Genomic DNA, 20,490 nt, shown 5'->3' with positions numbered 1-20,490 from the left:
AATAATATTAATAACGACAAAAATAGTCATAACCAAATGAATAGATTTAGTAAAACTTTAACGATCGCAATCTGCCATCACGATATCAATGGAAGCCAAATACATAATAGCATCGGACACCAGCGAGCCATTTATTACCGACGGCATCTGCTGAATATGGGCAAAAGTAGGCGTACGGATACGCGTACGATAGCTCATCGTGGCTTTATCAGAGGTTATATAGTAGCTATTTAGCCCCTTGGTCGCCTCAACAATAGTGGCACATTCCCCAGCTGGCATCACAGGCCCCCACGATACGGATATAAAGTGGTTAATCAAAGTCTCAATGTCGTTCAAAGTCCGATCTTTAGGCGGTGGCACGGCTAATGGATGATCTGCTTTATAAGGTCCTTGCGGCATATTATCCATACATTGACGAATAATACGTAGTGACTGGCGCATCTCTTCGACTTTGATCATACAGCGATCATAAGCATCACCGTTATAACCTACTGGCACCTCAAAATCATAGTTTTCATAACCCATATAAGGACGGGCTTTACGCAAATCAAAATCCACACCTGTCGCGCGCAGACCTGCGCCAGTGACTCCCCAAGCTAAGGCTTGCTTGGCATTATATTGCGCCACACCTTGAGTACGACCTTTCAATACACTGTTTTTAAGCGCAGCCTTGACATATTCATCCAAGCGCTTAGGCATCCAGTCCAAGAACTCACGGACAAGGCGCTGCCATCCACGCGGTAGATCAGCGGCTGTGCCACCGATACGGAACCAAGCAGGATGCATACGGTAGCCTGTCACCGCTTCGATCACATCGTAAGCTTTTTGACGATCGGTAAACATATAAAACACAGGGGTCATACCACCCGCATCTTGAATAAAGGTACCGACGAATAGCAAGTTATTGGTAATGCGGAAAAACTCGCTCATCATCACGCGAATAGTTTCAGCGCGCGCTGGAATAGTAATACCAGCCAGCTTTTCAACCGACATGATATAAGGCAGCTCATTCATGACGCCGCCGAGATAATCAATCCGATCGGTATAAGGAATGTAGGAGTGCCAAGTCTGACGCTCAGCCATTTTCTCAGCGCCGCGATGGTGATAACCAATATCTGGAATACAGTCAATGACCTCTTCGCCATCGAGCTGTAGCACCAAACGAAATGCACCATGAGCAGAAGGATGATTGGGACCGATGTTCAAAAACATAAAGTCTTCATCACGACCTGAGCGTTTCATGCCCCACTCTTCAGGGACAAAGCGCAGGTTTTCCTGCTCGTATTGCTGCTTGGCAGCATTCAAAAAATAAGGTGTAAATTCAGTAGCACGTGCATGGTACTCTTTACGTAGTGGATGACCTTCCCAATATTTGGGTAATAAAATACGCGTCAGATGCGGATGGCCACTGAATACAATACCGAACATATCCCAAACTTCGCGCTCATACCAGTTGGCATTTGGCCAGATATTCGTAGCACTCGGAACGTTTAAATCATCTTCACTAAGAGCGACTTTGATACGCACATCACTATTGCGCTCAAGTGACATCAAATGATAGAACACGGTAAAGTCGCTATCAGGAAGGCCTTGACGATGCTGACGCAGACGCTCATCCATTGCCGATAAGTCAAATAGCATCACGTAAGGCTTGGGCAGCTTACGCAAAAATAGCAGTACATCTAGTAAATCCGCGCGAGCCACCCAAACCGTAGGGATCTCATCAATGGTCTGCTGTACTACAAACTTACCCGCATATTTATGCCCCAGCTCTTGAATAACGGCTGGTACAGGCTTAATCTTAGGATCTTTGTTTTCGACTACCGTGACCATGAATGCTGTCTTCCTTCATTACTCTATAAATTTGCTGCGAATAGTTGCATAAATAGCTGGCTAAAAATAGCGCCCACAAAACCCTAACGCTATACCGCTGATTTATATACTATCTGGGCTACGTAGGTTTTTGACCGCAATACGATCCGCCTGTTTACGATCTCGCTCAGGAGTCATTTGCGGCTGATAAATACCTTGGTCATCCATATGAATACCTAATGGACGACGCTCTTTGGTAATCGACTCTTGTAATAGCATGAGCCCCTGAATCAAAGCTTCTGGACGCGGTGGGCAGCCTGGCACATAGACATCCACAGGAATAATTTTATCCACCCCTTGCACCACTGAGTAGATGTCATACATGCCACCAGAGTTGGCACAAGCACCCATTGAGATCACCCATTTTGGCTCTAGCATTTGTTCGTACAGCCGTTGAATGACAGGTGCCATCTTAATAAAACAAGTACCAGCTACTATCATGACATCAGCCTGACGAGGTGATGCGCGGATAACCTCAGCACCGAAGCGTGATAAATCATGGACAGCAGTTAAAGTAGTCGCATATTCGACGTAGCAGCAAGAGGTACCAAAGTTAAACGGCCATAAGGAATTTTTGCGACCCCAGTTGGCTGTCGAATGAATTAAATCCTCTAAGCGACCCATAAAGACGTTTTTATTGACCTCATCTTCGATAGGGTCATTGACCGTTTCACGAGTCTCAGCGGGATACGTCTGGGCATCTGGATTCGCTTTAGTGAGAGTATATTTCATAACCATTAACCTTTTAATAGAGCAAGGCTGTCAGTATAACAATGACAACTTTTTGTCTACATTCAAATCAAATGAAAGCTATCAGCTAGCTATTTAGTAATAAGCGATTACTGATTATCGCTCAACTTAGCTGGGCTGATTCGAGCTAGCAAAGTCTACTGAAGTAATATTACCCGTAGTGTTGATATGATCTATAGTTTGTAAGTGACGACGATTAGCCTCTATATTGTTTGAGACATTAATTTGCCCTGATGACTGCGCTGGAATCTTCCCTGTAGGGTCCCGCGTCAGCTCCTCTACGCCATCGAACTTAGTAATGCTGGCCAAATTGAAGCCTGCAGGCGCAGCATATAGACGCGGCTTTTTGCGTAGCTTATCAGCAGGTGACCAGTTTATTGCCCCTAATCTGAGCTCATATATCAAGCCCACAATTAATACACCAATAAATACTGAGGCTCCAGCGAATCCAAGCCAGCTTGTCTCACGCACAGAGACAGCATAAGCGTATAGATATAACGCTTCTAAGTCGAAAATGACAAAGAAAATCGCAACCAAATAGAATTTTGCAGACAAGCGAATACGGGCGTTGCCAGATCCGACAACGCCCGCTTCAAATACTTGTTCTTTTTGCATACCATGAGAGCGTCCACCAAGTAGACGCGGTACGACTAACATAAATATAACGAGACCGATGGCGGCCAAAATAAAAGCTACGGCTGACCAGTTAAAGGCAGTCATGATATTGCGTGCTCCTCACCCAATCGAGTGTTACACCTGCCCTAATCGGCATTTATAACTCAGACGAAAACATAGATAACATTTTACAAATAGGCATGTCATCTATGGTGGTAATAGCCAACTACCATGCTTATTGAGAATTGTGTCAGCGGCAACTAGCATTGATATTATCACGCCCACTCGCGGATAAAGGCTGGTCATCGGCTGGCAACCACTTTAAATAAACTTATTAAATCAATATCATAATCGCGAAATGCCGAACAATTTAATTGATTTAATAACTCATTACAAATAGTCAATATTGGCGTGATAACTGGTATAAATTGTTCATACACTATACGCATATTAGTGCTTAAAAGCCAGTTTTTCACTGCATCGAGCAGTCATTTTATATGCTACAAAACATGTATTTAATACTTTAAATCCTGCTATAGGTTACGCTTTATTTTAATTTTTACAAGCTCTAAAGATATCGATTAGTATAATAAAATGAGCTTTGGCTAGGGTCTGTTGAACATTTAAAAATTATAATGAATAATATTTAACTCGATTGGCTCTTATGTGCCAACCTGATTTTATCATTGGCAGTACAACAAAAAACAGGCCGAATAACGACCTGTTTTTTTATAATACTTATTTATTACTACTGTTAATCTGATATCTACTGATTGATGACATCAACACCTTTTGGTGGCGTAAATTTGAACTGACTACTACTTATGCTAGGATTCAATTTAATACCACTGAACTTGATAGAAGTTGTCTGACCTAAGGTGTCATTCAATACCATCATTACAGGCTTGCCGCCACTAAAGCTTATCGATAAGTTTTTGAAGCTGGCATTATCTGACTTTGGATAAAGCACATAGTAGTTTTTGTTATCATAAGGCTGAGTGATTTTGAAGTTTTTATCTATCTTGCTAGGATCACCTGATAAGAGTAGTGCTGGCGTATTGCCTACTTGACTATCTACCGCCTGTTTGGTCGCCTGCTCTAAATCTTTATCATAAATCCACATTGAGCTGCCATTAGCGACGATCAGCTGCTGTGAAGGTGATTTAGTCTCCCAGCGGAAATTGTTAGGGCGCTGGACGCTCATTGTACCTGTAAAGGAGCCACTACTAGCGCCTTTAGTTGTCTGGCTAAAGCTCGCTGTCATACTTTTAGTATTCGTTAATAGTTTATTTAAGCGCTTGGCAGCGGTTAAATTATCAGCGGGGGCAGCATTGGCAGTTTGAGTTAATGCCATCATAGGGGCAGCCACACCAAAACTGGTTAGCAGTACGCCTGCTAACGCGCCGCCCATTAGTTTTTGCTTTATCGTCGTAGTTTGCTTAGTTGATAAACTCATTATTCTTCCTCTCATAAAATCAGTAAAAGTAAAACATCAATCAAAATGATCAATCGGTATAACAAGGCTTGCTTATTGTTTTAAGTAAATATCCTACTTAAATGGATATCTTGCTGATTATGGCCTTGTCACCAATTGATGATGCCAGTGTGCCAGCTTTTTTATTACGCGCCTAGTGGGCAATTGCAATCAATACTACGCCTGCCATACACGCTTGTAACGGCTAGTGTTAGCTAAAACTGGCAATATCTATAAATAAAAAACAAATACAAAAAATCCCCATCACCACTCGGTAATAGGGATTTTTCTGCTGTTAAATTATCGATATAGCTTTGTAGCAAATCAATAACTTATTAGCTAAGCGATAATTAAGCGCTTTCAACCATCACATAACGACGGTTAAATTTACCTTTGGTCGCAAACTTTACCACACCGTCATTTAGTGCAAATAAAGTATGGTCACGACCCATACCAACGCCTTCGCCTGCGTGGAATTCTGTACCACGTTGACGAACGATGATGTTACCAGCAACGATGGTCTGACCACCAAAGATTTTTACGCCAAGCATTTTTGGGTTTGAGTCACGACCGTTACGGCTTGAACCGGCAGCTTTCTTATGTGCCATGGATAATTCTCCTTGTTAATGTAAGTTATCGCTAATACGATAACTCTTAAGCTTTTAGTGCACTATTAATCATCACTAACTGTGCATCAATCACTGCGCAATGATAGCTAATTAAGCATTAATCGCTTTGATTTTTAACAAGGTGTACCATTGGCGGTGACCTTGCTCTTTGTGATAATGCTTACGACGGTTGTGCTTGATGATGCGGATTTTATCCCCACGACCATGTTCAACCACTTCCACTTCTACACTAGCGCCTTCAACGACTGGTTGACCGATTTTGACGGTATCACCATCAACAACCATCAATACGTCTTCAAATTTGATTGTTTCGCCAGTTTCAGCTTTAAGCAATTCAACTCTAAGCAACTCGTCAACGACTACACGGTGCTGTTTACCACCAGTTTTGATTACTGCGTACATTGTATAACTCCGTTTAACCCGTGTGCCGTGGCTGATATTATACCAACGCTTCGACAACGAACACGACAGGGAAAAATTAAAGGCGCAATTTTACGGTTTTTTGACCAGAAAAGCAAGTGGCTTATCACGCTTTTGTTAGCTAACACTACAGTCAATTCATCATTCATTTAATAACGAATGAATATAGTCATAAATCGTATGGAAAAAATACGATGATAGCGTTTAGCGATGGTTATTATAGCTTATCCAATCAATAACTTACAGTGCTATTTTATGAGAGGTTTTCTAGTACTCTTTGGTACAAACCTAAACAGCAAAACGTCTATTTATTTTACTTGATTCCTTAATGCTCAAGTTATCAATAACCCATTTTAGCCAACAACTAGAATGACAGATTATGCTATTATGGAAGCATTTGGTAATTCCGATTTGCTTTTTGTTTAATTTATACTATAACTTTTTACTTAATTAATATGACTACCTATTATGACTAGCACCTCTTTAACCGATTCAACATCTTCTGTTTCGCTATCTGCACCAAACACTGCACCGAGTTATGCCGATATTCAAAGCATCGTAGCAAGCGACTTTGAGATCATGGACAAACAAGTTTTTGGCAGTCTCAACTCCAAAGTTCAGCTGGTAATGAGTGTCTCTCAGCATGTGATCAATGCTGGCGGCAAACGCATGCGTCCGCTAATTACTTTGTTATGTGCACGCATGCTCAATGATGCGCCCTCGCAGCAGGCGATGCATTTAGCTGCCATTACTGAGATGCTGCATACGGCCACTCTAGTGCATGATGATGTGATTGATGAGTCGGGTCAGCGCCGTGGCAAGCCGACCGCTAATGCAACTTGGGATAATGCGACTGCGGTGTTGGTCGGCGATTATCTCATTGCCCGCTCGTTCAATTTATTAGTAGATTTTGAGAGCTTGCCATTGCTCAAGCTATTCTCTGACGGCACTTGTGATATTGCTGAAGGTGAAGTATTACAACTACAGCACCAACACAACCCTAGCGCGCTTGAGGCCGATTACTTGCGCATCATCGATGGCAAAACCTCACGATTATTTATGATGGCCACCCAAGGCGCAGCTATTTTGCAAGATCAGACTCAGTACATGCCAGCATTAGCTGACTTTGGTCAGCATTTTGGTAACGCTTTTCAAATTATTGATGATGTGCTTGATTATAGTGGCGACAGCGAATTAATGGGTAAGAACTTAGGTGATGATTTGAGTGAGGGCAAACCGACTTTACCGACTATCAAAGCCCTTGAGCTATTAAAGGATAGTGATAAAGATGGTTACGAGCAGCTGCGCATAGCAGTACAAACAGGCAAAACCCCTAACGCTGAGCAATTGATTGCTTTAGTGCGGGATTCTGGCTCATTGGCTTATTGTACCCAGCGCGCGCTTGAAGAAACACGCTTGGCTCAGCAGGCATTGAATCAGTTGCCTGACAATCGTTATCGCCAAGGGCTGTATCAGTTAACTGAAATGGCTAGTGCGCGTTTAGTGTAAGCTTGCATTTTGCTTAAGTTGTTTATTGGATATCTACTATCTGTTAGAGACCTATAATCTGTTAGAGACTTATAAATAGATACTGTTATATAAACAGACGTTACTAATAGTCCAGCTGTCTATAACATGGTGTTCGCAGTAATCATTTGCTAAATAAATTATTTTAGTGGCAGCCTATGCTTTTATTAGTATTTACTAAGTACTTTGTGTCAGATATTTAAAAATGAATATTTATAACAAAACTTAACATTCTTTTACACGGTTCATTAGCTACTAAAATATCGCGTCAAAATTGTTATAAACCTACTATTTGCAACGCTCTGTTAAAACTACCTCTCTGTCCTCTTTCATTTACAGATAAAATTAAGATTTTGATAGCTTGACTGTAGGGTAGACCCAATAGTTTATAATAGCTGATTAAATTTATAGCTTAGATAGTTAAAGCTAAGTTTTATTATCACTTTTAGAAATTGTCACTTTTAGAACGAATACTTTCAGAACTAATTAGCAAAGTTAGTTCATAGAAGCTCATTAGCAAAATTAGTCTATTTAAACCTTTATTAAAACTGAATACTCCCGAGGACATTGATGAAGCACTCATATCTTGCGCTGGTAATAGCATCTGTATTATCGACAGCGGTTCTAGTCGGCTGTGACAAAAAAGAGGACGCTGACCCTGCTGCCGCGCAGCAACAAATGCCACCTGCTGTTGTCAACGTCCAAACGGTAACTTTAGGCGTCGTACCGCAAGTACAGACGTTCTCTGGTCGTACGACAGCTTTTCAAACTGCTGATGTCCGTCCACAGGTGAACGGCATTATTGACGAGATATTGTTCCGTGAAGGCAGCAATGTCAAAAAAGGTCAGCCTTTGTATCGTATCAATACCGACAATTATGCAACCTCTATAGCGAGCGGTGAAGCCGCCGTTCAACAGGCACAAGCTAACTTGCAAACAGCACTTGCCAATAACGCTAATGCCAAGGCTGAACTGATTAGTCGTCAAGCCTCACTAGCGCAAGCGATCAATGACTTTCAACGTCTGCGAGGGTTAGTTGAGATCGATGCTATCTCTAAGCAACAATATGACCAAGCACAGACAGCGGTCTACACAGCACAAGCGGCTGTTGAGAGTGCAAAAGCGGCTGTTGGTCAAACTCAAGCTGGTATAGAGAGCTCAAAAGCAGGTATTCAAAGCGCTAAGTCAGGTTTGGATGCCAGCACATTAGAGTTAAACCGTACTATAGTACGTGCTCCTATCACAGGTCGTAGTGACCGCTCAACAGCGACCGCAGGCTCACTAGTTAGTGCCAGTCAAGCAAATCCTATGGTGACTATTTCGCGCTTAGATCCTATCTACGTTGATATTAGTCAATCCTCCTCTGAGCTACTAAAGTTGCGTCAGCAAATCTCAGAAGGCAAAGCGCAAGCGGGTATGAATAGTGTTGAGCTAGTATTAGAAGACGGTAGCGTTTACCCGATAACCGGCAAACTAGCATTATCAGAGGCCAGAGTTGATGAGTCAACAGGTGCCGTGACGCTACGTGCCGTATTCCCTAATAGCAATAATGTGCTATTGCCAGGTATGTATGTCTCCGCCCGTCTGACTCAGAGTGTTATCAATAACGCCGCTTTAGTACCACAAAGTGCGGTGATGCGCTCTACCAAAAGCGAAACCCAAGTATATATTGTCGATAAAGACAATAAAATCCAAGTGCGTCCCGTTACTATTAATGGCACTTACAATGGCAACTGGGTGGTCACTGATGGTCTAAAAAATGGCGATAAGGTAGTCATTATCGGTGGTGCCAAAGTCAAACCTGAACAAGAAGTCGTCGCTAAACCATTAGAAGACCCGAATTCTGCCCCATCTGCATCAAGTAATGCTCAAGCTGCTGTCAAAACACCACAGCAAGCTGCAAAATCGATGGATGAGTCAACGGGTGACAGCCCTAACAATACTAAAGCTGCCGCCACTAACTAATTCCATTTAAAGCTAGGAAGACCTAGGGATATACTATGTCACGTTTTTTTATCAATCGCCCTATTTTTGCATGGGTACTGGCTATTTTGGTCATGCTGATTGGGATAATATCGGTTGTCAGTCTACCGATTGAACAGTATCCACGTATCGCACCACCGACGATTTCGGTCAGTGCAAGCTATCCAGGCGCTAATGCGCAAACCGTTGAAAATTCGGTAATTCAGGTCATTGAGCAACGTATGAAAGGCCTCGATGGCCTGATGTATATGTCATCATCAAGCTCTTCAAACGGTAGTGCGTCAGTGACGCTTACTTTTGAAAATGGTACGGATTCGGATACCGCACAAGTACAAGTACAGAACAAGCTGCAAGCAGCGATGAGCTCCTTACCTGAGTCTGTTCAGCGTCAGGGTGTCAACGTCAATAAATCCTCTAGCAGCTTTATGATGGTACAGGCATTTATTTCTGAAGATGGCAGTATGGATCGCTCAGACATTGCCGATTACATCAACTCCAACGTCCTTGATTCGATCAGTCGTGTTGAAGGAGTAGGTGAAGTACAAGTATTTGGTTCTACCTATGCCATGCGAGTTTGGCTTGACCCTTCGCGCTTGCGCAGCTACAGCATGGTGCCATCTGATGTCGTCAATGCAATACGAGCACAGAACGCTCAGGTATCTGCCGGTCAGCTAGGCCAAGCCCCTGCTGATTTAGATCAACAGGTGATCAACGCGACTGTCACGGTTCAAAGCTATCTACAAACTCCTGAAGAATTTAAAAACATTCTACTCAAAACAGACACGGCTGGTGCGCAAGTGCGCTTAGGCGATGTTGCAGATGTCGAGATTGGTAGTGAAAACTACGGTATTTTGTCTTTATATAATGGACAAGAAGCGGCGGCTTTGGGTATATCACTCGCTGGCGGTGCTAATGCGCTTGAGACTCGTGAAGCCGTTGGCGCACGTATGGCGGAGCTTGAAAAGAACTTTCCAATTGGATTGAAGTCAGTTGTTCCCTATGACACTACTCCGTTTGTACGTCTGTCTATCGAACAAGTGGTTATGACGCTCATTGAAGCGATCGTATTAGTATTTATCGTCATGTTTATTTTCTTACAGAACTGGCGCGCGACTATTATCCCAACACTTGCCGTACCTGTTGTTCTGCTAGGTACGTTTGCCGTGCTGTACATTGCAGGTTTTAGTATCAACGTGTTGACTATGTTTGCCATGGTACTCTCCATCGGTCTACTGGTCGATGATGCGATCGTCGTCGTAGAAAACGTCGAGCGAATATTAGAAGAAGATCCACATATTTCTATCAAAGACGCGACTACCCAATCGATGGGTGAAATTAGTAAAATCGTTATTGGTATTGCGCTTATTTTATCTGCGGTATTCGTACCGATGGCGTTCTTTGGTGGCTCAACGGGTGTTATTTATCGTCAATTTTCCATTACTCTGATTACTGCTATGGTGCTATCAGCCATGGTCGCACTAGTGTTCACCCCTGCTCTATGTGTGACATTGCTCAAACGTGGCAAAAGCCATGAAAAAGGCAGTACTGAAAAGCAAAAAGGTTTCTTTGGTTGGTTCAACCGTTCTTTCTTTAAAGTTAGTCGCTCTTACGAGAACTTCGTTGGTAAAAGCATTCGTTTCAAATGGCTATATATGATTGGCTATGCGGTCATTATCGGCATCATGGCAGTTGTATTCTTACGTATTCCTGGCTCGTTCTTACCAGAGGAAGATCAAGGTATTATGTTTACCTTGGTGCAACTACCTTCTGGTTCTACGTTAGACGAAACCCAAGACGTACTGGATAAAGTCAGAAACTATTACGATACTCAAGAGACCGATAACATCGCTTCTGTCTTTACCATTGCAGGCTTTAGTTTTGCAGGACAAGGGCAAAACATGGGTCTGGCGTTTGTTCGTCTGTCAGATTGGGAGGAACGCTCCGGTGATGAAAACACCGCCCAAGCCGTCGCTGGGCGAGCGATGGGTTATTTCTTTACTCAGTTAAATGAAGCACAAGTATTTGCCATTGTACCACCAGCTATTACCGAGCTTGGTAATGCCAGTGGTTTCGATTTGATGCTTCAAGACAGTGGCAACCTCGGACACGATGGGCTGCTTGAAGCCCGTAATATGCTGCTGGGTATGGCTGGACAAAACGACCAAGTCGCAGGCGTGCGTCCTAATGGTCAAGAAGACTCGCCACAATTAAAAATCAATATCAATCAAGAACAAGCCGCGGCTTATGGCTTGTCGCTAAGTAGCATCAACAGTGTCATCTCTACTGCGTGGGGCTCAAGCTATGTCAATGATTTCATTGATCGTGGCCGTATCAAGCGTGTCTTCGTACAAGGTGACGCCAGTAGCCGTACCAATCCTGACGATATCGGAAAATGGTATGTAAGAAATGACATGAACAGTATGATTCCATTTGATGCATTTTCTAGTAGCGAATGGCAATCAGGCTCACCTCGTCTCACTCGCTACAACAGCTTACCGTCTATGAATATTCAAGGTAGCGCAGCACCAGGATTAAGTACGGGTGAAGCTATGAGCTCGATGGAAGCGATGATAGAAAATCTGCCTGAAGGCATCAGTTATGAGTGGACGGGTATGTCACTAGAGGAGCAAAAGTCAGGGGCACAAGCACCCATGCTTTATGCCCTTTCAATACTAGTGGTATTCTTGTGTTTAGCGGCCTTATATGAAAGCTGGTCTATACCTGTATCGGTTCTACTGGTAATTCCACTTGGGGTATTGGGTGCGGTGATATTTACATGGCTACGTGGTTTTGCCAATGATATTTACTTACAGGTCGGTCTACTGACGGTCGTAGGTCTATCCGCCAAAAACGCTATCTTAATTATTGAGTTTGCAAAAGAGCATCAAGAAGAAGGGTACAGTCTAAGAGAGGCGGTAATGACGGCGGCTCGTCAGCGCTTACGTCCCATTATTATGACCTCACTTGCCTTTGGGTTAGGTGTTGTGCCATTATTCTTGGCGACTGGTCCAGGTTCAGGCAGTCAAAATGCTATTGGTACCAGTGTGGTTGGTGGCGTAGTCACAGCGACGCTACTGGGTATCTTCTTCATCCCGATGTTTTACGTCTGGGTACGTAGTGCGTTCCCTTATATGAATAACGAAGCTCATGAAGTTGTCGGTCATGGTAGCTACGATAGCAATACTGATAATGATGACGATCCTGAACCACCGACGCCGCGAGCTGACGATACACCAGACCCAGCTTCTGATGAGAGTTATAAACCTGAAAGCTTTGGAGATAATACCAAATGAGTTCTAGAACTATTTTTACACTCAACGCAGCAGCTGCGCCAGTAGTCAATACTACTACTCACCGTTCAGCAGTAGGTGTGCGGTTTGCAGCATTATCTACGCGTACAAATGCTGCTCGGCTCTTAGGTCTAAGCGCATTAATATTGAGTATGACCGCTTGCAATACTATTCCAAAGAAAGATTTAACGCCAGTTCTTGCTGAGCCTAATCTACCGATTCAACAGGCTTATGGCGCGTTTGATCGAGAGACCGTCAGTAACGCTGAGCAGCCCAGCATTGCCGCTCAACGTTGGCAGAACTACTATAGCGATGAGCGCCTAAAAAGCCTTATTGCTTTAGGCCTACAGAACAATAAAGACTTTGAGAGTGCACGCTTAGCGATTGAAAAAGCGCGCGCCCAGTATCAGATCACGGATATTCGTGACCTACCGACGATTGAGGGCACCGCAGGCGTCACGCGGCGGCGTCAAGGAAGCATATTGGGTGGCAGCACCACTGGCAATAACTATAATGTTAATTTAGGTCTAGCTAATTATGAGCTTGATTTTTGGGGCAAGATCGCTAGTCTGAAAGATCAAGCGCTACAGAGCTTTTTGGCGACCACAGCTGCTAAAGATTCAACTCAAATCAGTTTGATTAGTAATATTGCCCAAAGCTATGCCAACTTGAGCTTTAGCTTAGCGCAGTTAAGGCTAGCCGAAGCAACCGTTGAGAGTCGTAAGAGATCCTTGTTTATTGCTGATGCTCGCTTCAAGGCCGGTATTGACCCTAAACTACCCTCACTGCAATCATCAGCAGCGCTTGAGAATGCTAATTTGGCCGTTCTACGCGCTCAAAGTAGCATTTTGCAGTCACGTAATGCTTTGCAATTCTTATTGGGTGCACCAATTCCAACCGAGCTCATTCCAGCACCCGCTATCAGCAATATAACGACTCAAGATGTCTTTAGTACTGGTCTCCCGAGCGAGCTGCTACGCTACCGCCCTGATGTGCTACAAGCAGAATACAATCTAAAAGCGGCTGGCGCTAATATCGAAGTCGCACGCGCTTCTTACTATCCCTCTATTAGTCTTGCAACTAGTGTCGGCGTTGGTAGTAGTAGCTTAGATGATCTATTCAAAAGCGGCTCAGTAGGCTGGTCGTTTGGCCCAAATATTAGTGTGCCTATTTTTGATGCTGGGCTTTTAGATGCCAATTATGATGTTGCAAAAATAGAACGCGAGCAGACTCTAGCCAGCTATGAGCGCTCTATTCAAACGGCTTTCCGTGAAGTTTCAGACGTCTTAGCGACGCGAGCGACCCTTGGTGAGCAGCTAGCCGCGCAGTATCGCCTGCAAGATAACTTTGATCAAACCTTTGAGATTGCTGATGCCCGCTTTAAAGCAGGTATTGCCAACTATTTGGATGTTCTTGATGCGCAGCGCTCCTTGTTCTCCACTCAACAAGGTATCTTAGATTTAGAACTACAAAAAATCATTAGCCAAATAGAGCTTTATCAAGCACTAGGTGGCGGTGCTAACCTTGATGTACCCGTCGCTATACCAGTACCGCAATACACTAATTTAGCGCGTATTGGTGGTTTGGCTAGTAACAATGCTGAAGCTCAAGCGGCTTATGCTATTGATGCGGCAAGCTCAGCGCGCGTAACCTCTGTAGCTGAGGCCATCGACATCAAACAGTCCAAAACACCTGCGGCAGCTACTTTTGATCCAAAAGCTATCGTCGATATCGATAACGATGGCGATGCAGATGCTGCGGTCGGTACTATTATTCAAGAGACCCCTGTTGAGAGCGTACCAGTCACTCAAATTGTTGAATAGATTTTTATTACTGTCCAAACAGCCCTGCCACTTTGGCGGGGTTTTTGCTTTTACAGTTAGCTTTTGGTTATAGTAGTGGTTTTATAAACTGCTTTGAATTAAAAATATAATAAGGTTTTATTATGACTTATACTTTCAACCGTCAATACCCCGCTACACGCTTGCGCCGTCTGCGTTATAACGACAATGTCCGCGCCATGATTCGTGAAGTTGAGCTGCATCCCAAGCATTTCATTGCGCCTGTATTTGTATTAGAAGGCAAAAATGAACGCCAATCTATTGCTAGTATGCCAGGCGTTGAGCGTCTATCGATTGATCTACTCATCGAACACGCTAAAGACTTATTAGCGGAAGGCGTGACCACTATTGATATATTCCCTGTCATTGATAATAGCTTAAAAACCCCTGACGGCCGCGCGGCCTACGATGAAAACGGCCTTAGCGCACGAGCAGTAAAAGCGGTAAAAGATGCGGTTCCTGAAATGGTGGTTATGACTGATGTCGCCTTAGACCCTTATACCTCACACGGTCAAGATGGTTTACTTGACGAGACGGGCTATGTGATCAATGACGAGACGGTAGAAGTCCTAGTGCAGCAAGCACTCGTTCATGCGCGTGCAGGCGCTGATATTATATCTCCGAGCGATATGATGGATGGTCGCATCAAAGCCATGCGCGATGCCTTTGAAGCAGAGGGTTTTGCCAATACCGCTATTATGGCCTACTCCGCCAAATATGCTTCAGCCTATTATGGCCCATTCCGCGATGCAGTTGGTAGTGCGGGCAATCTCAAAGGCGGTCATAAAAAACAATACCAGATGGACTTTGGTAATCGCGCTGAGGCCTTGCATGAGGTAGCGATGGATATCAATGAAGGTGCTGATATGGTGATGATTAAACCTGGTCAGCCGTATCTTGATCTGATTCGTGAAGTCAAAAACACTTTTGGTGTACCGACCTTTGCTTATCAAGTCTCAGGTGAATACGCGATGCACATGGCAGCTATTCAAAACGGTTGGCTAACTGATGCGGTGATTTTAGAGTCGCTGATTGGCTTTCGCCGCGCAGGCGCTGATGGCATCTTAACTTACTTTGCCTTAGAGGCAGCGCGTCAGTTGAATAATGCATAAGACTGAAATAGTTCATTAAAAACTAGTTTTAAAAGTTTGATATACGCACTAGCTAATCTATCTTAGTTGGTGCGTCTTTATTAGGAATACTGTTTTTTTACCCTCAGCATAACCTATATCTTTGAGCGCTCTACTAAAAACAATGTGCCAAATTGCTCTGCGTAATTAGTGCCTGTAAATCATTAAACAGTGCTTCGAAAGCCTCGTTTTCCTCTGAATTCTCTTTATATACGCTCTTAGTAGTTTTGACTATTTTGACATTGCTATCGACATAAATAGGTTGTGCATAGCGGGACTCCTCATAATGAGCAGCCGTAATCCCCTTATCATCAAAATAAAAAGTATAATCGCGTTTGCCAGATTCGCCATAACCTGTGCCCTGCAATAAACAACCCTCTCGTTGTTTGATTAAATCAAAACTCGCCCCTTCTACAAAATGCTTGGTTTGCATTAACTCAACGGTTTGCAGAATGGTATGCTCTGGCAAGCTAGTACACGCTATCATTGATAATAATAGTAATGGCATGCTACTACGATATAAACGCATCATTATCCATCTCCTCCCAAAAAGTAACGATTTTGCTTTATAATAACCCACCTAATTTCAAACCTATATTTACGCTATCCGTTCAGTTTTGCTGCATCTATTTTGCTATATGCTAGATCAATTTTATCTTAGCATAGCCTGAATGAGCTCTTTTCATATTCGCACTATTTGCCCCAAATTTCAAAGGTCATGCTATGAGTCAACTCAATCCCAGACAACAAGAAGCTATGCTCTACGTATCTGGGCCTTTGCTAGTATTAGCAGGCGCAGGCTCAGGCAAAACGTCAGTGATCACTCGTAAGATTGCTTATCTTATCGAAGAATGCAACATGCCAGCTGAGCGTATCACAGCGGTGACTTTTACCAATAAAGCCGCGCGTGAGATGAAAGCACGAGTAAGCAAATTGCTACCAAGCGAAAAGACTCGCGGGCTTACTGTCTCGACCTTTCACCAGTTTGGCTTACAGTTTTTGCGTTACGAGTTGATTCACACGCCGCTTAAAGGCAACTTCTCGATCATGGATAGCGATGATAGTAAGCGTCTGTTGATGGAGCTGATGATGCGTGATAATTTATCAGGCGCTGAGAGTCGAGAGCTGGTCGGCAAAGCTATCAAGATGATATCGGATTGGAAAAATGATCTGGTTGAGCCTGACCAAGCAATGGAAACGCTTGATGATCCAGAAGACATGATATTCGCGACTTTATATGCGCTGTATGAGCGTAACTTGCGTGCTTATAATGCGGTTGATTTTGATGATTTAATCGTATTACCAACCAAGATACTACGTGAAAACCGCGAGCTGCGTGATAAATGGCAGAATCGTATTCGTTATTTATTAGTCGATGAGTACCAAGATACCAATACCGCCCAGTATGAAATGATTAAATATCTCGTCGGACCACAAGGGCGATTTACCGTGGTTGGTGATGATGACCAATCTATTTATGCATGGCGCGGAGCAAAACCTGAAAATATGGCGCTGCTAAAAGAAGATTTCCCTAAACTCAAGATTGTCATGCTAGAGCAAAACTATCGCTCAACCAGTCGTATCTTGACCTCGGCTAATGCGGTCATTACCAACAACGAGCATTTATTTGAAAAAAAGCTCTGGTCTGATAAAGGTCAAGGCGAGAAAATCCGTATCATTAACTGTCGTAATGACGATGATGAAGCGGAACGCGTTGCCAAAGAAATTGCCACGCATAAATTGCGCTATGGCAATGAATGGGAAGATTATGCAGTGTTGTATCGCAGTAACTTTCAGGCACGCATGCTTGAGGCGAACCTGCGTCAGTTGCAGATACCTTATAAGTTATCTGGTGGTCAGTCGTTCTTTGCGCGTAGCGAGATTAAAGACGTCATGGGCTATCTGCGTATGATCTTGAACCCTGAAGATGATAGTGCATTTTTGCGTATTATTAATACCCCAAAACGCGGTATGGGGCCAGCGACTTTAGAAAAGCTTGGCCTATTTGCGCAAGAGCATAGCATTTCCCTACTCGCTTCTTGTACTCACTCTGGTCTGAGCCATGTATTGCCAAGCAAGGCTTATAGCACGCTTAAAGAGTTTGGCGACTTTATTGAGCACTATACGCGTGAGTTAGATCAGCATCCCGATCCTGTACCTATCGTCCGTCAAATGATCGATGAGACCGGCTATATTGATTTTGTCCGTAGCGACTCAAAAACCCCGCAACAAGAAAAAAACCGTATTGATAATATCGACATTCTGTATACCAGTATTCAATCCTTGATCAATCGCGCTGAGAGTGATGATGAGCGCACGATTGATACCATTATTCGTAAATTAGTGCTACTCGATATGCTTGAGCAGCAGCAAGAAGAAGAAAACACCAATAAAGTTAATCTTATGACTTTGCATGCGGCAAAAGGACTTGAGTTTAACTACGTCTATATCATGGGGCTTGAAGAGGAGATGCTGCCGCATCGTAACTCTATTATGAGTGAAACAGTAGAAGAAGAGCGCCGTCTGATGTATGTCGGTATCACTCGCGCACGTCGTGAGCTAACCTTGACCCTTGCCGCTCAGCGCCGTGCTGGTGGTCAAATGCGCGTGACTTCTGAATCGCGATTTTTGGATGAATTACCAGAAGATCATATCGATTGGCCTGCCAAAGCTAAAAAGAAAAAAGCGACTAAAGATCCTGAAAAAGTCGCTGATGAATACTTAGCCAATATACGCGCGTTATTAGGTAATCGTTAAGTTTTGACTCTTTGAATAACTTAGAGTTTGATTAGTAATTTGACCTTAGTTTTTGCTTTGCTATTACCTTAGTTGTTAGTAGTTTTAGCATTTGTATTTTTAGCCATGAATACTCTTAGCAATAGTTTTATACTCCTTTTATTTTTATTATTTTGGAAATTTTATGTCTGCCCCTACGCCTAGTCCTGATCGTCCCTCCACACTACCGGCAGACTATAATCCATTAGAATATAGTGCTGAATATAAGCTATTATATTTGCAAGACTTAGTAGCGAATGACGCCTATACAGCCATTACAGAGTTTTTGGCCAAGCAGTCTGAGTATGAAATTGCCAACCTGTTAGAATCGTTTCCAGCCCAAGCTCGACTAAAGATTTGGGCACAAGTTCCGGAGGAAATTAAGGGTGAGGTCCTAGCGGAATTAGAGCTCGATACTCGCCAGCCCTTGTTAGAGAACGTCTCCTCGCAAGAGATATCGGTCTTTACTCAAGACTTAGATGCTCAAGATATCTCCGAGATTCTAGAGACGGTGACGGAAACCGTTCGTACCTCAGTCATGGCAACCTTAGATGAAGACGTTCGAATTCAGGTCAATAAGCTGGATACTTATGAAGACTGGGAAGTTGGTAGCTATATGGATCCGGATATCGTTCAGGTACATGATGATATTAGCCTTGCGCAAGTACAAGAGTGGTTGCGTAGCGATGACAGCTTACTGGATGATCAAAGCCAAGAATTACTGGTCGTCGATAAAAGTCAGCAACTATTGGGTCTACTTAGCTTAGGAGATTTGATCAAACACGATCAGAGCAGTTTGGTATCCAGCCTTATCGACAATGCAGTAACTATCAATGATCGTTTGGATATTACTGATGCCGCTGCGATCTTTCGCTCAGAGGATATCCGTTTTGCGCCTGTGATTAACAGTCATGGTGAGCTGGTCGGTCAGCTTAATGGCGAGGACATCATGGAGATTATCCAAGATGATGTCGATAGTACAATGCGTAACTTGGCTGGTGTTAGCCAAGATGAAGAGCTATTTGCACCTATCTTGACCAGTGCCAAATCTCGTAGTATTTGGCTAGGCATCAATCTTGGTACTGCGCTATTAGCCGCTGCGGTTATTGGACAGTTTGAGGAAGTACTGGCTAAAGTAGTCGCACTGGCAATATTGATGCCAGTAGTCGCCAGTATGGGTGGTATCGCAGGCTCACAGACTTTAACTATCGTCATACGAGGTATGGCTATGGGTCAGATTGGCGGTTCCAACCGCTGGTGGCTATTCAATAAAGAGCTGTGGGTTGGCGCAATAAACGGTATCATTTGGGCATTTATTATGGCGGTTATTGCCCAGCTTTGGTTTCAAGATATCAAGATTAGCGCGGTGATTGGCTGCGCTATCGCTATTAACATGACGGCAGCTAATGCCTCCGGTATTGCCATTCCATTAATGCTCAAAAATATGAATATCGATCCTGCGCTATCGGCCTCGGTTATTCTAACCACAGTGACGGATATCGTCGGCTTTATGTCGTTCTTAGGCTTGGCCAGTATTTTGATTCTTTGATGATCAATAAATAGAGATAGTTATTCAACTAATAGGTTCTTAAATACAGCATCGCTATGCTATATTTATATAAAAGAATATATAATTAAATTAATAAAGTGAGTATGTTATGCAAGCAGTACAAGTTAAAGTATTAAATCCTAAACTATTAAAAGATTCAGCGTTCTCTTTGCCTACTCGAGCTACTGATGGCTCAGCGGGTATTGATCTGCGGGCTTGTATCGATGAGCCTTTGACCATTAAAGCAGGTACGACCCATCTCATCAGTACTGGCCTAGCGGTTTATATTGCTGATCCTAGTTATGCAGGTATGATTTTGCCACGCTCAGGACTCGGTCATAAACATGGTATCGTATTAGGCAATCTCGTTGGACTGATTGACGCTGATTATCAAGGCGAGCTGATGGTCAGTATATGGAATCGTAGTCCAGATGATTTTGTGCTAAACCCTGCCGATCGCATGGCACAATATATTGTCGTACCTGTTGCCCGTCCTGATTTTGAGGTAGTTGATGAGTTTAGCGATACCAGCTCGCGCGGTGCTGGCGGTTTTGGTCACTCAGGCCGTCAATAATCACTTTTGTCTGGTATATAAGGTTAAGCACTTAAAAATGTTATAGATTGCAATAAGAATA

General features: G+C 43.4%; 15 protein-coding genes. 8 read left to right on the top strand and 7 right to left on the bottom strand.

The window, feature by feature from the left end:
* Positions 1–57: 57 nt before the first annotated feature.
* From nuoC to rplU, 6 genes are all read right to left on the bottom strand, one after another.
* Positions 58–1,833 carry an NADH-quinone oxidoreductase subunit C/D gene (gene nuoC / locus ACR63T_RS03540; RefSeq protein WP_201572353.1) on the bottom strand — a complete coding sequence of 592 codons (1,776 nt, stop codon included), beginning with the start codon at positions 1,831–1,833 and terminating at the stop codon, positions 58–60.
* A 102-nt stretch (positions 1,834–1,935) separates the two neighbouring features.
* Positions 1,936–2,604: a NuoB/complex I 20 kDa subunit family protein gene (locus tag ACR63T_RS03535; RefSeq protein ID WP_201572351.1), complete on the bottom strand. Its 669-nt coding sequence runs from the start codon at positions 2,602–2,604 to the stop codon at positions 1,936–1,938.
* Between the two features lie 126 nt (positions 2,605–2,730).
* Complete coding sequence (ndhC, locus tag ACR63T_RS03530; RefSeq protein WP_201572338.1) at positions 2,731–3,342, bottom strand: NADH-quinone oxidoreductase subunit A; 612 nt, start codon at positions 3,340–3,342, stop codon at positions 2,731–2,733.
* Between the two features lie 661 nt (positions 3,343–4,003).
* The gene (lolA, locus tag ACR63T_RS03525) at positions 4,004–4,693 is read right to left on the bottom strand and encodes an outer membrane lipoprotein periplasmic chaperone LolA (RefSeq protein ID WP_201572329.1); all 690 of its coding nucleotides are present in this window, start codon (positions 4,691–4,693) and stop codon (positions 4,004–4,006) included.
* 368 nt (positions 4,694–5,061) lie between these two features.
* Positions 5,062–5,319: a 50S ribosomal protein L27 gene (rpmA, locus tag ACR63T_RS03520; protein WP_193011160.1), complete on the bottom strand. Its 258-nt coding sequence runs from the start codon at positions 5,317–5,319 to the stop codon at positions 5,062–5,064.
* Between the two features lie 111 nt (positions 5,320–5,430).
* On the bottom strand, positions 5,431–5,742 hold the full coding sequence (gene rplU / locus ACR63T_RS03515; protein WP_472784777.1) for a 50S ribosomal protein L21: 312 nt from the start codon (positions 5,740–5,742) through the stop codon (positions 5,431–5,433).
* 486 nt (positions 5,743–6,228) lie between these two features.
* Between rplU and ACR63T_RS03510 the strand changes: the two genes are divergently transcribed.
* The 5 genes from ACR63T_RS03510 (at position 6,229) to hemB (ending at position 15,513) form a co-directional block, all read left to right on the top strand.
* Entirely contained in the window at positions 6,229–7,269 is a 1,041-nt protein-coding gene (locus tag ACR63T_RS03510) for a polyprenyl synthetase family protein (RefSeq protein WP_472784776.1), read from the top strand.
* A 588-nt stretch (positions 7,270–7,857) separates the two neighbouring features.
* A complete protein-coding gene (locus tag ACR63T_RS03505; protein WP_472784775.1) occupies positions 7,858–9,252 on the top strand; it encodes an efflux RND transporter periplasmic adaptor subunit in 1,395 nt (464 codons plus the stop codon).
* Positions 9,253–9,287: 35 nt separating this feature from the next.
* Positions 9,288–12,563, top strand: a complete 3,276-nt coding sequence (locus ACR63T_RS03500) for an efflux RND transporter permease subunit (RefSeq protein ID WP_305899714.1) — start codon at positions 9,288–9,290, stop codon at positions 12,561–12,563.
* Positions 12,560–14,383, top strand: coding sequence for an efflux transporter outer membrane subunit (locus ACR63T_RS03495; protein WP_472784774.1), 1,824 nt, complete (start codon positions 12,560–12,562; stop codon positions 14,381–14,383). The genes ACR63T_RS03500 and ACR63T_RS03495 overlap by 4 nt, the downstream gene beginning before the upstream one ends.
* Positions 14,384–14,505: 122 nt before the next feature.
* Positions 14,506–15,513 (top strand): porphobilinogen synthase, encoded by a 1,008-nt coding sequence (hemB, locus tag ACR63T_RS03490; protein WP_472784773.1) that lies wholly within the window; start codon positions 14,506–14,508, stop codon positions 15,511–15,513.
* Positions 15,514–15,646: 133 nt separating this feature from the next.
* On the opposite strand, the gene ACR63T_RS03485 is transcribed toward hemB, so the two are convergent.
* On the bottom strand, positions 15,647–16,063 hold the full coding sequence (locus ACR63T_RS03485) for a hypothetical protein (protein ID WP_201572309.1): 417 nt from the start codon (positions 16,061–16,063) through the stop codon (positions 15,647–15,649).
* A 191-nt stretch (positions 16,064–16,254) separates the two neighbouring features.
* On the opposite strand from ACR63T_RS03485, the gene ACR63T_RS03480 reads away from it, so the two are divergent.
* The 3 genes from ACR63T_RS03480 (at position 16,255) to dut (ending at position 20,429) form a co-directional block, all read left to right on the top strand.
* Positions 16,255–18,288 (top strand): UvrD-helicase domain-containing protein, encoded by a 2,034-nt coding sequence (locus ACR63T_RS03480; RefSeq protein ID WP_201572307.1) that lies wholly within the window; start codon positions 16,255–16,257, stop codon positions 18,286–18,288.
* A 163-nt stretch (positions 18,289–18,451) separates the two neighbouring features.
* Complete coding sequence (mgtE, locus tag ACR63T_RS03475) at positions 18,452–19,855, top strand: magnesium transporter (RefSeq protein ID WP_201572305.1); 1,404 nt, start codon at positions 18,452–18,454, stop codon at positions 19,853–19,855.
* A gap of 109 nt (positions 19,856–19,964) precedes the next feature.
* Positions 19,965–20,429, top strand: coding sequence for a dUTP diphosphatase (gene dut / locus ACR63T_RS03470; RefSeq protein WP_472784772.1), 465 nt, complete (start codon positions 19,965–19,967; stop codon positions 20,427–20,429).
* Positions 20,430–20,490: the final 61 nt, after the last annotated feature.

The sequence above is a fragment of the Psychrobacter sp. M17(2026) genome (assembly GCF_055699815.1).
Note: the sequence above shows the minus strand (reverse complement) of the source record. Positions and strands in the feature narration are given on the sequence as shown.

What these genes read in the sequence shown, in the direction of transcription:
- ndhC (WP_201572338.1), bottom strand. Translation starts at nt 3,342, where the DNA reads ATGACTGCCTTTAACTGGTCAGCCGTAGCTTTTATTTTGGCCGCCATC.
- ACR63T_RS03485 (WP_201572309.1), bottom strand. Translation starts at nt 16,063, where the DNA reads ATGATGCGTTTATATCGTAGTAGCATGCCATTACTATTATTATCAATG.
- ACR63T_RS03505 (WP_472784775.1), top strand. Translation starts at nt 7,858, where the DNA reads ATGAAGCACTCATATCTTGCGCTGGTAATAGCATCTGTATTATCGACA.
- ACR63T_RS03535 (WP_201572351.1), bottom strand. Translation starts at nt 2,604, where the DNA reads ATGAAATATACTCTCACTAAAGCGAATCCAGATGCCCAGACGTATCCC.
- rpmA (WP_193011160.1), bottom strand. Translation starts at nt 5,319, where the DNA reads ATGGCACATAAGAAAGCTGCCGGTTCAAGCCGTAACGGTCGTGACTCA.
- lolA (WP_201572329.1), bottom strand. Translation starts at nt 4,693, where the DNA reads ATGAGTTTATCAACTAAGCAAACTACGACGATAAAGCAAAAACTAATG.
- nuoC (WP_201572353.1), bottom strand. Translation starts at nt 1,833, where the DNA reads ATGGTCACGGTAGTCGAAAACAAAGATCCTAAGATTAAGCCTGTACCA.
- rplU (WP_472784777.1), bottom strand. Translation starts at nt 5,742, where the DNA reads ATGTACGCAGTAATCAAAACTGGTGGTAAACAGCACCGTGTAGTCGTT.
- mgtE (WP_201572305.1), top strand. Translation starts at nt 18,452, where the DNA reads ATGTCTGCCCCTACGCCTAGTCCTGATCGTCCCTCCACACTACCGGCA.
- dut (WP_472784772.1), top strand. Translation starts at nt 19,965, where the DNA reads ATGCAAGCAGTACAAGTTAAAGTATTAAATCCTAAACTATTAAAAGAT.
- ACR63T_RS03495 (WP_472784774.1), top strand. Translation starts at nt 12,560, where the DNA reads ATGAGTTCTAGAACTATTTTTACACTCAACGCAGCAGCTGCGCCAGTA.
- hemB (WP_472784773.1), top strand. Translation starts at nt 14,506, where the DNA reads ATGACTTATACTTTCAACCGTCAATACCCCGCTACACGCTTGCGCCGT.
- ACR63T_RS03500 (WP_305899714.1), top strand. Translation starts at nt 9,288, where the DNA reads ATGTCACGTTTTTTTATCAATCGCCCTATTTTTGCATGGGTACTGGCT.
- ACR63T_RS03480 (WP_201572307.1), top strand. Translation starts at nt 16,255, where the DNA reads ATGAGTCAACTCAATCCCAGACAACAAGAAGCTATGCTCTACGTATCT.
- ACR63T_RS03510 (WP_472784776.1), top strand. Translation starts at nt 6,229, where the DNA reads ATGACTAGCACCTCTTTAACCGATTCAACATCTTCTGTTTCGCTATCT.